Genomic DNA, 13,920 nt, shown 5'->3' with positions numbered 1-13,920 from the left:
GGAACTTGACCACAACCGCAGATCCGAAACATACCTAGCAGGCGGGTCAATTCTAGGTGGAAACGCCGGGTCAGTTCTCAGTGGCAATCAACAAATTTCCGTTTTCAGCAGTTGCTGGATTTCAGTCAGGATGCGCGGACGATAGATCTCGCTCACGACGTTGATCCATCCGGAAAGCTCGCTTGCCGGGACCACCGCATCCGGAAAGCGATGGCGGAGACGGTTGTGCAGTCGCTTTTCCGTTTTCTGTGCGGCGTGGCCAGTCGGCATTGGATAGAGTTTCAGCAAAGACGCTTTTACCCCTTTTGACAGGCCGAACTGGAAGCCGACACGCGATTGTGGATTCCGGCTGTAGCCCAGCTTGAGGTACTCACCCCGGTTTGGAACCGTGAAACGAATGAGGTAGAGATTGCTGGGCGCAGACGACCAGCATTCGCCGCATCGCTCGCAGCCGAACCGTGCGCTGGACATATTGGCAATAGCAATTCTCTGTTGGTGACCGCAGCCAGTGGAGTGGCGATAGAACCGATAGCTCGGATCGTTTTCCGGATCGGGACCGACCAACGTCCAACCTCGTTTGTGCGCCTCGGACTGGAGTTTCTCGAAATAGCATTCCGGGCAGCGGTATCCCGGACGACCATCAACCAGTCCGTTGCGGGAGAGTTTTTCGATGCGGCCGAATTGTCGACGAACCGTGTGGCCGCATGGGAGCAGGTATTGAGCATAATGGCGGTCGTGCTCGTCGCGCTTCAGAAAGCGATAGCCGCAGTTTTCAGCGTTTTCGCGGCCTCTTGTCTCCTGGCAGGCTGCGCACAAAGGCGTGGCAGTCCTGAGCACGAAGACTTTCTGCACGGTGTGTCTGCTGCATTTCTTGCATTCCAGTACGACGTGGTACCGGTCACGGACACGCCCGACCACACGAAATCCTTTGCTCTCGGCAATATCTTTCCATTGCGGTGGGATAGGTCTGGGGTATGGTGTCCAGGCGCTTTGCGGAATGTGTCGGGAGCGACGTGGGACGTGCAGGCGAGCCGGCTTTTTGGGCAACCGGTCTGGATTCTTCTGGGACATGACTTGTCCTCCTCGCATAGGGAATCGGAAAGGTTCTCGCGCTGCCAATCGGCTGGCGAGACGTGTGTGGTCGCATCCGGAGTATCCGGATTGCGCGGTCATGGTTTAGAGGAGGGGACGGCGGATCTCGCGACAGTCCAGTACGAATGAGCTCGCGCGAGTGCGAAAGTGCCGTGGGCCTTCAGGTGATTGTCTCAGTCAGTCAAAGAATGAGATCGCTCAGTGCATGGCTTGTGCAAGGGTATCGGGATCATCCAACATGATGTGCTCATCAGGATGAAGCGAATAGATGTCGAGGGACATCAACTCACTGAGCAAAACACGGCTTCGCATCAACAGCCGACCAGTTTCGCATGTCGTCCGGCCGCCGTAGGAATTCGTCAGAGATCCGGAAATCATTTTTGCTCTCGATCGAGCTTTGGCCGCCTGTTCGTTGGTTTCTGCGCTCATGATTGCATGGAACAGATACGTGATCTTCTGAAGTGCTGCATCGTCAGGGTGTACTGGGGGCAGCCGGACGAGCACGCAGATGCTGCCAGTCAGGTCCGAGAGCGCATTCTCGGCATCGCGAAGCCAACGGGCGAACGCAATGTCAAAAATATCGACCCCCTCAATCTCTCGCTCGCGCTCGATGAGCTGGTCCATTTGGGACAGCATATGCGAGAAAAGAGACTGGATAGGGGATGAAGCGTGGGCATACGCATCTTCATGCACACGCGCCAGCGTGATAGATACTGGGTCAGCCATGTCGACCTCCTGATAAGGTTAGGCTTGGTTAGGGCGTGGCAGAGCGGCAACTCTTGCCATCGCCCGTCTAATGTGTCACTTAGATATCCTGACGTCAATATCAGGTTGAGGAATTTCTTCATGGCACCACCAAAAAAATATCATGAACCCGTAACGCTGCGGCTTCCGAAAGATTTGCTGGAAAAGATTGACCAGGTTCGAAGACAGCAGCCGGAGATTCCCTCTCGCCAGGATGTCATACGTCAGATACTGGACGACTATTTCGAGAAGAACGGCTGAAAGGGTTTCGGTGGTTCTTGGTTCCGGATTACAGCACGCGGATCCGGGAAAATGTTTTGTTTTCCGGTTTCCTCAGCGATACTCGGCTATGCAAAAGCGCACCGGTCCGGATTGTTTCTGTGGAACCCGGAACGGTGTTGGCTCTCGCTTCCGCGTTGTTGCTCTGTTTGGCGGCAGCCCGGATTTTTCACATCCGAGTTTAGTTTCCTTCGGTGAGAAACCGGAATAGCGAAATTGCTGTGCTCTCGTCCAGCGATGACGCCAGCCGGATGACGTTGCGTCCATGCCTGAAACTCACGCGATAGTTCACTGCCGAGCCAATTCTGGTGCCGAGATTTGCCATGGCAATTGATGCCGATGCGCCGGCGCCACCGGTGAGCGCGGCTGTGATTCCGACCGGACCCGTGCCGCCAATGATCAGTCCCGTGTGGATGCCGCCCGATGCAAGTGGCCGGCCTTTCGCGTGGCCGTTATCGACAAACACCTCGCTGATGTCGCTGTAGGCGTAGCGCTTCCCATCGCATTCCAAACCGCCTTCTGTGAGACGAAACCCGAAAGGCGGGCTCTTGAGCCGGTGAACAGCATATACCAGCGCCGCATTGATCGCCAAAGCGGCAGGAATATAGAGATCGGCCGGAAGAAAGCTGAGTGGGCCGTTATTGATCAGGAATGTGAACAAAAACGACGAAGGCAGAAGCATGACCAGGAAAAGGACGATGAGGCCGGACAATTTCAAGCCAACGCCTTTTCCGGAAACGATCACCGACCCATCCCGAGCGGCTTCAACTTCAAATCCGAGATCCAGTTTCGCTGTTTGTGAGACTGACATGAGACAATAGACCTCCGTGCGCCTGCGTGACAGGCGGTATGCAGCATTCGGCGAGGCCGATGCGGATGTGGGCGAAAGGAGCGGCGAACGACTTCACCGCGACAGAGAGATGCGACCTGATTTATTGCTTGCGGGCTTGCGCGTCCGCGCGATCAGGTCGTGCTTCAAAGACCATGCCGCTCAAAGACAGGTGGAAGGGCTTCTCGCGGGGAACCAAAGACTTCCGACGTGCCGTTATGGCTTCGGACGACGATCAGGTGCCCGTCCTCCTTGCCAATCGCGACTGTCGCAAAATCATCGCTGCAATCATGCGGCCGGCAACCACCGTGAACAAACCACGCACCACGATCCTCGAAAGAACCGGAGCTGACAGCCGTCGCGCGCTGGATCGCCTTCAGATCCGCGTCGTTGAGAGTTTCCTCGATAGCCGGCAGAAACCGGAGATCCTCAAGGAGCTCATATGCCGTGAGCCCTTCTAAATCAGAAGACATGATGCGCTTTCCGGAAAGGGAGCGAACCGCAGCTGCGTGTTCGACATGAAGTTGCCGTGGCGCAAGCGTGAAGATCAATGGCGTCCTTCCCGGCGCGCCGTCGACGGCATAGAGCATGACCTCGAAGTTCGGCGTGCCTTCCAGATAGTGATCGGTGGGACGGAGGTAGAGCGGTTTGCCGCCCATATCTTCCCCGAGGATATAGCGCGCGGCTGGCGCGTACTGTCCCGAGAAATGCGATCCCGATGTCTTACCTGCAAGCCAGTCACGGTCATAGGCGACCGTGAGGTCGGAGCGAAGGAAGGCGTCAACATCGTCGTCCAGCACCGTTTCGAGTGCGCGGCCATGATCGGTTTCCTTGAGGTCGAGAACACCTTCGGCCTTCGTCAGGATCCAGTCGCCCTGCTGCTTCTCGAAGATCAGGATGCCACAGGCATCGGCCAGATGAGGTGTGTCGCAGTCGAGGCCGCGACCGGTGGCGTTCGTGTCAATGCGTCCCAACTCGGACGTGGCAAAGGCAGTAAAGCCTTGCTTCGCGAAAATTTGGCTGACCATGTCTCCACTGTTGCCGAAGCCGACACGAAAGCGGGAGGCGTCGGAGAGGTCTTCTTCCTGGATATTTCCTTCGACCATCCGGAATTTGCCGTCATCATAGCGTCTGGTTTCGCTGGCGGCATAGCCGTAGCTGAGTTGGAGTGCGTCGCGTACCAAAGGCCAGGGCGAACCGATCGGCGGCAAGCCGGCAAGCTGCAGGATTTTAGCTTGCGTGGTTTGCACGAGCGCTTCGACCTGGTCACCATCAAGACCTTGCGTATCCGGAACGCTCTCTATGCTAGCGATTACCGTATCGTCGCCGTCGACATAATCAAAACGATACAGCGTCGCGAGCATACCTCTGCGATGGCCCGGATCCATTCGGAAGTCGCCGGCCAGAAGAAGTCCGGATGGCAAACTTGATGAAGCCCGTTCTTTCTGCCGGATTTCCCGTCCTTCTTCGGGTGTGGCCGGCAGAACGGCATAGTCGGAAGCATTAGAGAAACGAAGCCCGCTTCCAACGTCCAGATAGATACCCGGCTCGAAGAGATTGATCGGGAAACCGCCTCTCTCGGCATCATAGTCATCGAGACGAATGGCGGCGCGGAACAGCACCTGCGCGTCCGATCCGAAATCGGTTTTAATCCGTTTCAGCTTCAGCACCTGTTCCGCAAGGACATCGCCTTTATCGAACTCGTCAGCCTGACGGTATTCCGGCGTCCGGCGTGCGATCTGTTCATAATCTGGCGTTTCGTCCGCAAACACCTGCGAGAGATTTCGCCAGAACTGGTTATCTGGAAACTCAATAACCTCAGGGTGCGCAGGCCCTGCGGTTAAGCACAGGAGAACTGCAATGATGATCTGTTTCGTCTTCATGGGCTGCCCTCACAATTTGCGCAGACGTCTTTCACAGTTGGCTCTTCCAGGCCCTTCGGTTCCGCTTTTGGCGGGGCGCGAGGTGTAACGAGAGTCTTAGGAGGGAAGAGAACATTGTTTCCTGCGATGATTCTGGGTTTGCTATTATGGCGAAATTGCCGTCATATGATGAGTATACTCCGTGGAAATATACTCATCAAGTCTCGAATGTCCAGATCATGGACATCAGGGAGCTCTTTGCGAAAAACCTAAGGCGAGCCCGAAAGGAAAAGGGGCTGTCGCAGGAGGAGCTTGCGCACCTTGCGGAAGTCGACCGAACCTATGTCGGCGCGCTGGAGCGTCGTCGCTATAGCGTCTCTATTGATGTGCTGGACCGTCTCGCAACCGTGCTTGGGGTTCAGGCTTGGCAATTGCTCCAGCCGGCTAAATCGGCCGAAGACGACAATTGCCATTGAACACCCTTACATAAGCGTGCTCGTCCGGGCAGTGCGAAACGTTCGGGATGACGTGTTCAGGGGGAGCGTCAGTGTGGTTGCCTGATGTTCGTCTCGACTTGGGCAATCCGCCGGAATGTGGCTGTTGCGATACGAGCGCGAATTCTCGCGTTCACGCTCAAATTCTCCACGACAACAGGATCTGAAATCCACCCGGTATGCCACCTGCTCTGGCAGACAATCTACGCCGCCTGTGACCATTCCGGATTTCCGAAAGCGTCATAATAGAGGTATTGAGCGCTTTACTCCTTATTATAACGCTTGAAAAAGTCCATCCTCGACAGAAAACCCCTATTATCGCGCTTTATGCTGTACCGGGCGTTCCACTCAATTTTAACTCGAAAAGCTTGGTCTGGAGTTGGCTAAACGTGTCATAATTGGCCGAACACATCGGCCTGAAACAATTGCCCAAGTCCACCGAACCGCATCTCTACCAAGGTCGCTGCAGACAGTCGGCAGCAACGCTCGCGTGCTCTAGTTTCTAAGGAGTGGACATGCAGGGGGGCGGTTTGCGCCGCTGCCAGGCTTGCTACATGACCTGAGACCCGACTTCCCTCCATTTTTCGGGAGAGTCTTGGGTTTTGTGCAGTGCACCCATTTATTGGATCGCCGGATGTTGGATTTTTCCGGCTCTGATCACGATGGCGGGCTGGCGGCGCCACCGGGATTATGCAACGCGATCGGGACGTTGTATCCGATCGCCGAATGAGGGCGGTCCTCATTGTAGTGTCTACGCCAATCCTCCAACTTTTCGCGCGCATCTGCAAGGGTTATGAACCAGTTCGCGTTCAGGCATTCCGAACGCAGCTTGCTGTTAAAGGCTTCGATGAAGCCGTTGTCGGTCGGTTTGCCAGGCCGCGAGAAGTCTAGCGTAACCTTGTTCACATAGGCCCAGAGATCGAGGTCACGGGAGATAAATTCGCTGCCATTATCCACCCGTATCGTCTTCGGGTAGCCGCCTTTCTGGCAGATCCGCTCAAGGGTTTGCACCACATCCTCACCGCGATAGGTAAAGCGCGGGTCGGTGGCCGGGCTGAAGCGGGAATGGATATCCACGATGGTCAGGATTCGCAGCTTCTTGCCTGCCGCGAGCTGATCATGAACGAAGTCCATCGCCCAGATATCGTTCGGCCCTACGGCCTCCTGGCGATCCTCGCGCAGCTTTGCCTTCACCCGGCGTTTCGGGTGCTTGTTCCTGAGCTGCAGCCCTAACGCCTTGTAAATCCTGCGGGTCTTCTTGATATTCACCGTCCAGCCTTCTCGTCGAAGGAGCACGTGAACACGCCGATAGCCAAACCGGACGCGTGTCTCGCATATCTCCTTGATCCGTCTTTCAAGAGCGGCCTGACCGATGCGGCGGGACTTGTAATGGTAGGTCGAGGTGTCGAACGGCAGAATCTCGTTGAGCGAAACCGTATCGGGCGCGACCTCGCCGAAGGATGCCACGATCGGATGCGGTTCGGCCGTTGCGGTGATCGGATGTTCGAAATTGGCCTGCGCATAGAGCTTCTGGGCTTCGTCAGAAACCAGATATTCCACAAGTGCTACAGCTTCCTCGCGGTTCGGGGAATGGGCGGCAACGCCAGCGCAACATTTATTTGGTCAACAAAATCAACAGTTCGTTTTTTCGATGAACGTTTTCGGCTTCTACCTTCCGGATTTTAGCACGCACCGGTGATCAGGCTCGGAAACTTATATGGTTTCACTTTTGCGTGACCGACCATGTTCCGTGAAGGTCACTGCAGCGCCATCTGATGCGCCGGCCTTCCGAATGTGTGCAACATCACCCAAATGCCGCCTGGATCGACAAATCAGACGAGCCATGTCCTCCTGATAGTCAAACCGCATTCTGTCCATAATTATTCGATGACGGATAACATGCCTTCTCAGCTCCCTCGGGCGGCGAGGCTCAGGATGCCCTTGCGCCGCCTTGGGAGTGTTTTGGGCCGATGCCGAAGCGCGAACGCAGGGGCATCGGGAAGAAACGTCGATCAGAAGGTATGTTCGTACTCGGCGACCTGCAGGTCCTTCAGCGCATCCTTGTCCAGTTCCGCGCCTGTTCCAGGCTTGTTCGGAATGGTGACCTGACCGGTTTCGTTGACGTCGAAAATACGGTTATCCTTCAGATAGGCCGCCGCGTGATAGGAGCGGGGGCCGCCTTCATGCTTGAGAACGGGAAACTCGATCCAGCCGCCGGAAATCGCCGAGGCAATGACTTGAAGCGTGCCAGCGAATTTGACGCCGCTGCCGAAAGCATGCGGGATGAACCGCTTGTGGTTGGCATCACACAGCACGCTCACGCGTTTGGAGTGGCTGATGCCGCCGCAGTAGTCCAGACGCGGCTGATAGATTTCAAGCGCGTCCTTTTCGAGATATTCGGTCATGCGATAGACGCTGGTTTCGCTCTGGAAGCCGCTGATCGGGGTCCTGAAGTCGCGGTTGAGCCGGGCCAGACCGGCAACATTGGTCACTGGCAGAGGTTCTTCGAGCCAGAAGATGTCGCACTCGTCGCAGACAGCGGCGATTTTGTCGGCATCCATGGTGTTCTGGTAATAGCCATTGGCGTCCACGGCGATCTTCAGCTTGCCGTCAACGGCTGATGTCGTTTCCCGGATCAGTCGGATATCCTCATCGATGCCGCGTCCGATCGAGAGCTTCGCTGCCTTGAAACCGAGTTCGACGTAATATTTGACGTCGTCGACATGCTCCTCGATCGATTTCTTCAGCGCGCTGCAGGCATAGGCATTGACTTGCTCGCGGACGCGCCCGCCCAGCATGTCAGCAACCGAATGGCCGTAGCGCTTGCCCTTCAGGTCCCAGAGCGCCTGGTCGATGGCGCTCATCGGGCCGATGAAGCCCATTGTCCGGCCGTAAAGCCACATGCGGTGGCTGATCGCCTCGATATCGTCAACGTCATAGCCTTCCAGAAGAGGCGCATAGAGCAACAGAATTCCCTTTGCCATCACCTCTTCCTGTTCGGGGCCGCGGGACATCGTGGATTCGCCGATGCCCACCGTTCCGTCCTCTGCGGTGATCTCGACGATCGTGGAGGCAAGGTCGACATGCCATGACAATCCGCCAAGCTCTGCGCGGGGCAGAGGGTTTTTCACAACACGGGTTCTGATGGACTTGATTTTCATAACTGGAACCTCCGTAGTCTTATTTTGGGTCAAGCGGCAATACGCGGACATCGTCGGCTCCGAAGGTCATCGTGACCTCGGTGCCCGATGCGAGCAGTTTTTTCGGATTGGTCTGAGCTCGCCAGGTCAGGTCGGTGCCGGGCGAGGTGATAAAATAGTCAACGACATTGCCGCCGAAAGAGACCCGGTCGATCACACCGCGCACGCTATTGAGGTCTCCGGATGCCTCGAGGGCATCTCCGGGGGAGACGGTGATGCTCTCGGGGCGGATCATCGCCTGGCACCGTTTACCATCGAGATCGGGCGCGTGGTCGCAGACGATTGAGATGCCGTCGGCGATCTGCAGTCTCAGCCGATCGCCGGCGCAGCTCTCGGCAAGGGCAGGGAGGATGTTGGCCAAGCCGACGAAGCCGGCGACAAAGCCGTTTTTCGGACGGTGATAGATTTCCTCCGGCGTACCGATCTGCTGAATGATCCCGCCGTTCATCACCGCCACCCTGTCGGACATGGTGAGCGCCTCTTCCTGGCTGTGGGTGACGAAAATCGTGGTAATCCCGACCCGCTGCTGGATCGCGCGGATTTCAAAGCGCATCGTCTCGCGCAATTTCGCATCCAGATTGCTGAGCGGCTCGTCCAGCAGCAAGATGGCCGGTTCGGGCGCAAGCGCGCGCGCCAGCGAAACGCGCTGCTGCTGGCCGCCGCTCAGCATTGTCGCCGAGCGAGTTTCGAAGCCGTCAAGCCCGACGAGCGCCAGCGTCTTGCGGACCTGGCTTTCGATTTCGGCCTTGGGCCTTCCCGCCATTTTCAGCGGGAAGGCGACGTTGTCGAAGACCGTCATGTGAGGCCAGACGGCATAGCTCTGGAATACCATGCCGATGTTCCGCTTTTCCGGAGGCAGTCCACCGCCGGCGCTCGACACCAGGTCTCCGTCAATGCGGATCTCTCCATCCGTCGGATTGTCGAGCCCGGCGACCAGGCGGATGGTCGTGCTTTTGCCGCATCCGCTCGGCCCCAGAAGCGAGATGAACTCGCCTTCCTCGATCTGCAGGTCGATGCTCTTGAGAGCCTGGAAGCTGCCGTAGTTGCGCACGATGTTGTTCAGTTCAAGTTTGTATGACATTTCGAGAGCCTTTTTCAGCTTTTGACGGTGCCAAAGGCATCGCGCCGCGTAAGCCACCGGGTGACAAAGAATACGGTTGCGACGAGCAGGAAGACGGCCGTTCCGAGAGCCGAGGCGCGCTGGAATCCGCCGGCGCCGCCCCAGAGATCGAGGAGCATGGTGGCGACAGTGTCATTGCCGAGCTGACGCAGCATGATCGATGCGCTGAGCTCAGGGATGACGCCCAGGAAGACCAGGACCCAGGCATAGCTCAGCCCCTGCTTGATCAGCGGCAGGATGACCATGCGCATGCTGCCCGCCCAGGTGGCGCCGGAAACGCGGGCAGCCTCCTCCAGTTCCGGGCCGATCTGCATGAGCGAGGTCTGGATGGCCCGCAGCGCTATGGGCAATTGAAGTGCGATATAGGCAAAGAGCAGCAGCCATGATGTGCCATAGAGATGCAGCCTGACAAAGGGCTGGCTGGTGTAGACCAGAACGAGCCCGACGGCGATCGCGATGCCCGAGAGCGCCAACGGTGCGATCGCCAGGTAGTCGAGCAGGCCGCGAAAGCGCGAGCGCGAACGCACGACGATGTAGCCGATCACGGTGCTCAGAATGATCGAAATGAAAGCCGTCGCGGTCGCCAGAATAAGGCTGTTCCAGATCGCGCGCAGACTGGCGTCGGAGGTGAAGACATAGACATAATGCGAGAATGTCAGTTCGCTGAAGGAGGGAAGGCGTCCGAGCGTCGGAAAGAAGGATATCACGATCAGGGCGCCATAGGGCAGCACGAAGGACAATAGTCCGTAGAGAATGCCAAGCCCGGTGAACAGGTGACGATACCCCCCGAGCCGCATGACGGCCGGCCGGAACCCTTTGCCGCTGACGGTCTGGTAGCGGTTGGCTTCCCGCGTGACCTGCCTGTAGGCGACAAGCGCCATGAGACCGAGTGCCGTGATGCCGGTTGATAGCACGGCGGCCGCCTCGAAGTTGATCGGCATCAGCAGGGCTTCGCGGATCTGTGTCGTCAGGACATCGATGCCCAGCAGGTGAGGCGTCCCGTAAAGGGAAAGAGCAATCGCGAATGCCATCAGCGCGCCGGCGAATATGGCGTTGCGGCAGACGGGCAGTGAAACGGTCCAGACCGTGCGGGCCCGGCTTGCCCCGCTCGTGCGGGCGGCCTCCTCAAGTGCGGGATCCATCTGGCTGAGCGCCGTCGAGGTCAGGATGAAGACCTGGGCGATGCCGATCGGCGTGGAGAGCAGGATCAGCCCGGGGATGGTGTAGACATTGAGCGGGCCGGACGCCATCTCCGGAAAAAATGCCCAGCGCAGAAGCACATTGAGCTGTCCGGCATTGGGGCCGAACAGGAGGATATAGGCCATGGTGCGCAGGAAGGGTGGTGTGATGATGGCGATCAGCACCGTGATGCGCACGAGCTCCTTCCACGCCATATCCGTGCGGCTGACGCCAAAGGCGAGCGGCACACCGACGAGAACCGAGACCGCGGCGACGGATACGCCGAAGATCAGCGAGTTCAATCCGGCGCGCATTGCACGCGGATCGGCGAACAGATACTCGACGAACAGGCTTAGTGACGGCGTTCCGTCGACGAAGAAGGCCCGGATAACCAGGTAGGCCATCGGCAGCAGGACGAAGTAGACCGTCAGCAGAATACATGCGGCCCAAACGATCTTCCCGGCATCGAATCCGGGCCGCTTCAGTTGTGTAGTGGACATGATCAACCGTTACGCTGAAGGGGGAGAACGCAGATCAAAGAGCGCTGCATTTCCCGATGATGAGAAAGCGACAACTGACAGCCGCCGGCGCGTGGCCGGCGGCCGGATGGGTTAACGGTAGTCGTAGAATTTCACCGCCTGTTCCTGGCGGACCTCCTGGGTCAGCTCGGGGCCCATAACGACGACGTTTGCGCGTTTGCGCATTTCGTCGATCGTCTCGCCTTTTTCGATCGGAACGTCACCGCGCACGGGCAGGGCGCCGATCTCGGCGTTGACCAGCCGCTGGCCTTCGGGGCCAACCATCCACAATGCGAATGTGCGGGCGGCCTCAGCTTCGCCTGAACCGGCCACGACCCCGATCGACTGATAGAGAACGGGCGTGCCCTCGACGGGGTAGTAGTAGTTCGTCGGTTCGCCCTGCGCCACCGATTCCACGGCATTGTCGACGGTCTGAATGGCGATCGACACTTCGCCGAGCGCGACGAGATCGCGAATTCCGCGATGCCCCGTGGCCAGCCGCGGCTGCTGGGCCGCCAGTTTCTCGACGAAGGGCCAGCCGAAACCGTCTTCCTCGGAGAGATAGGATGCCAGGGTCCACAGAGCGGGGTGCACCATTCCGGTGACGCGCGGATCGCCGAGCGCGACGCGCCCTTTGAAACGATCATCGAGAAGGTCGTTCCACGAATCGAGTTCGATGTCGTCCGGGACCGCATTGGTGTTGTACTGAACCACGACCGGCTGAAGCATATAGGGGGCGATGATGCCGTTCGGGTCGAGCAGGCTGTCATCGATTGCGGCCTTCGCTTCCTCCGACAGTTCGAGGGGGCCGAGAATGCCGCTTTCGGCCAGTGCCGTGGCGCGGGTTGTGTCTCCGAAAATGATCACGTCGGCGCGCAATTGCCCCGTCTGAACCTCAAGATCGATTGTCGTGAACAGTTCTTCGATCGGCGCGCGGAAGAAGACGACGTCGATATCGGGGTGTTCGGCTTCGAAGGCAGCCTCGAAGGCCTCGGTCTCCTCGATGACCCAGTTCGTGTAAACCACGATTTCCGCGGCCGACACGGCGCTGGCCGACGAGATTGCCAGGGCGCTTGCCGCGAGACCGGCTTTCAGCATGGATTTGATTTTCATGGTTTCCTCCTCCAAGGAAGCTAGATTGTCAACAGGTTTTGCTCAACCAGTGAACCAAATATCCTAAACCTGTACTATAGGTCAAGCCTAACCTACTTCTCTTTTGCGGAAAGAGGTGCTATACCGCATCGCTAAACGGGATCGAGAGTTGGAATGATGTCAGAGGAAACAAAAGACCAGGGCCGTGCCGGAAGCACGACAAAACGGATCTATGAATTTATCAGGAGCGAAGACCTGACCCTGGGAGATTCTCTCCCGAGCGAGATGGAACTCGCCAAAAGGCTGGAGGTCGGCCGGGGCGCGGTGCGTGAGGCGCTGCGGGCACTGGAGGCGCTGCATGTCATTGACAGCGGAAACGGCCGACGCGCTCGTGTTGCCGGCATCGACCCCAATGCGCTGGCAATCCTGATCGACCATGCTATTCGCACCGGCCAGGTGACCACGCAACAGGTGCTGGATGTGCGCCGGTCGATCGAGATGCGCGCTATTCATCTCGCTGCAATCAGGCGCTCGGAAGAGGAGGCGCAGCAGATTGTTCGGCTGGCGGCGGAGATGATGGACAATCTGCCGGATCGCCAGATTCTGTCGCGTCTCGACGTCGCCTTCCACCGCGCCATCGGTCTTGCCAGCCGCAATCCCATGTATGACCTGTTTATCGGCTCGTTTTCCGCGGTCATGAATGAATCGGGTCCGATCGGCTGGCAGACCCGTCCTTCCGACGAGGAGCTCGTCGCCATCATCAAGCAGCATACCGTCATCGCCGAAGCGGTGCGGGACACCGATCCGACCGCGGCTGAAGCGGCCATGAGCGATCATTTCGACATGACGGTGCGGGCATTGATCAACAGCGGATATCAGTAGTACCTCCCCGCACCGTACTGGCACGAGATCGCTCCAGGGGGCCTATCAACGGCTGTGATGGAGCGCTCTTTGCTACTAAACTGAATGACGCATTTGGGCCAAATCCGTCACAACCACGCGCGCCGTCCGTTCTGCACCAAAGCGAGCTGTCAACGGCGGCGCAGAAAAAGGCATCAGCCAGCCTGCGCTGACGAAGAGCCTGCAGCTGCTTCAAGACGAACTGGACGTGGAACTGTTCGAGGGGACCCAAAAGGGTCTCGTGGCGTGCCATTTCAAAATAGCCTGGCCGGCGAACTCCCGTCGAATAGCGCGGCCGGCACAAGACGGTTTTCGCAAAGAGGAAGTTATCGCGAGGTGGACGTTCTGGAACGCGGGCTGCCGGTGCTCCGGCGGATTAAGACATTCCGTTCGATCGTCTCGTGGCGGGGCGGCGGCACCAGCTCGCCCGCCTTGATGATGGATATAAGCCGGTCAACGGCTTCATAGGCAAGCCGTTCCGAATCATAGGCGATCGTCGTCAGGGGTGTGCTCGCATATCGTGTGGGCAAGGAGCCCGGCGAGGTCATCATCATCGTCAATGCCTATGGCGTTAACGCGATGTCGATCGACACGGTGCTGGAAGCGAAGAA

General features: G+C 58.0%; 12 protein-coding genes and 1 pseudogene. 3 read left to right on the top strand and 10 right to left on the bottom strand.

Annotated elements, in window-relative coordinates:
• Positions 1-87: 87 nt before the first annotated feature.
• Positions 88-1,071 carry a GIY-YIG nuclease family protein gene (locus GGR30_RS23050; RefSeq protein ID WP_183491600.1) on the bottom strand — a complete coding sequence of 328 codons (984 nt, stop codon included), beginning with the start codon at positions 1,069-1,071 and terminating at the stop codon, positions 88-90.
• Between the two features lie 219 nt (positions 1,072-1,290).
• Complete coding sequence (locus GGR30_RS23045; RefSeq protein ID WP_183491598.1) at positions 1,291-1,818, bottom strand: hypothetical protein; 528 nt, start codon at positions 1,816-1,818, stop codon at positions 1,291-1,293.
• A gap of 120 nt (positions 1,819-1,938) precedes the next feature.
• On the opposite strand from GGR30_RS23045, the gene GGR30_RS23040 reads away from it, so the two are divergent.
• Positions 1,939-2,097: a ribbon-helix-helix domain-containing protein gene (locus GGR30_RS23040; protein ID WP_183491596.1), complete on the top strand. Its 159-nt coding sequence runs from the start codon at positions 1,939-1,941 to the stop codon at positions 2,095-2,097.
• A 199-nt stretch (positions 2,098-2,296) separates the two neighbouring features.
• On the opposite strand, the gene GGR30_RS23035 is transcribed toward GGR30_RS23040, so the two are convergent.
• Both GGR30_RS23035 and GGR30_RS23030 read right to left on the bottom strand, forming a co-directional pair.
• Positions 2,297-2,926: a hypothetical protein gene (locus tag GGR30_RS23035; protein WP_183491594.1), complete on the bottom strand. Its 630-nt coding sequence runs from the start codon at positions 2,924-2,926 to the stop codon at positions 2,297-2,299.
• A gap of 164 nt (positions 2,927-3,090) precedes the next feature.
• Positions 3,091-4,827 (bottom strand): hypothetical protein, encoded by a 1,737-nt coding sequence (locus GGR30_RS23030; protein WP_183491592.1) that lies wholly within the window; start codon positions 4,825-4,827, stop codon positions 3,091-3,093.
• A 146-nt stretch (positions 4,828-4,973) separates the two neighbouring features.
• Here GGR30_RS23030 and GGR30_RS23025 point away from each other — a divergent pair, with 146 nt between their 5' ends.
• Positions 4,974-5,282 (top strand): helix-turn-helix domain-containing protein, encoded by a 309-nt coding sequence (locus GGR30_RS23025; protein ID WP_343066543.1) that lies wholly within the window; start codon positions 4,974-4,976, stop codon positions 5,280-5,282.
• 675 nt (positions 5,283-5,957) lie between these two features.
• On the opposite strand, the pseudogene GGR30_RS23020 reads toward GGR30_RS23025, so the two are convergent.
• The 5 genes and pseudogenes from GGR30_RS23020 to GGR30_RS23000 all read right to left on the bottom strand — a co-directional run.
• A pseudogene (locus GGR30_RS23020) lies at positions 5,958-6,716 on the bottom strand (IS3 family transposase); the annotation flags it as partial.
• Between the two features lie 596 nt (positions 6,717-7,312).
• On the bottom strand, positions 7,313-8,461 hold the full coding sequence (locus tag GGR30_RS23015; protein WP_165972913.1) for a mandelate racemase/muconate lactonizing enzyme family protein: 1,149 nt from the start codon (positions 8,459-8,461) through the stop codon (positions 7,313-7,315).
• Positions 8,462-8,480: 19 nt separating this feature from the next.
• The gene (locus GGR30_RS23010) at positions 8,481-9,581 is read right to left on the bottom strand and encodes an ABC transporter ATP-binding protein (RefSeq protein ID WP_132314222.1); all 1,101 of its coding nucleotides are present in this window, start codon (positions 9,579-9,581) and stop codon (positions 8,481-8,483) included.
• A 14-nt stretch (positions 9,582-9,595) separates the two neighbouring features.
• On the bottom strand, positions 9,596-11,299 hold the full coding sequence (locus GGR30_RS23005) for an ABC transporter permease (protein WP_183491591.1): 1,704 nt from the start codon (positions 11,297-11,299) through the stop codon (positions 9,596-9,598).
• Positions 11,300-11,410: 111 nt separating this feature from the next.
• Positions 11,411-12,430 carry an ABC transporter substrate-binding protein gene (locus GGR30_RS23000; RefSeq protein ID WP_183491589.1) on the bottom strand — a complete coding sequence of 340 codons (1,020 nt, stop codon included), beginning with the start codon at positions 12,428-12,430 and terminating at the stop codon, positions 11,411-11,413.
• Positions 12,431-12,583: 153 nt separating this feature from the next.
• Between GGR30_RS23000 and GGR30_RS22995 the strand changes: the two genes are divergently transcribed.
• Entirely contained in the window at positions 12,584-13,291 is a 708-nt protein-coding gene (locus GGR30_RS22995) for a FadR/GntR family transcriptional regulator (protein ID WP_343066542.1), read from the top strand.
• 344 nt (positions 13,292-13,635) lie between these two features.
• Here GGR30_RS22995 and GGR30_RS23785 read toward each other — a convergent pair whose 3' ends face one another.
• Complete coding sequence (locus GGR30_RS23785; RefSeq protein WP_425488375.1) at positions 13,636-13,857, bottom strand: substrate-binding domain-containing protein; 222 nt, start codon at positions 13,855-13,857, stop codon at positions 13,636-13,638.
• Positions 13,858-13,920: the final 63 nt, after the last annotated feature.

Origin of the sequence: Martelella radicis (assembly GCF_014196625.1) — a bacterium.
In the GTDB taxonomy this organism is placed as follows: Bacteria; Pseudomonadota; Alphaproteobacteria; order Rhizobiales; family Rhizobiaceae; genus Martelella; species Martelella radicis.
This window is presented reverse-complemented; position numbering and strand designations above follow the sequence as displayed.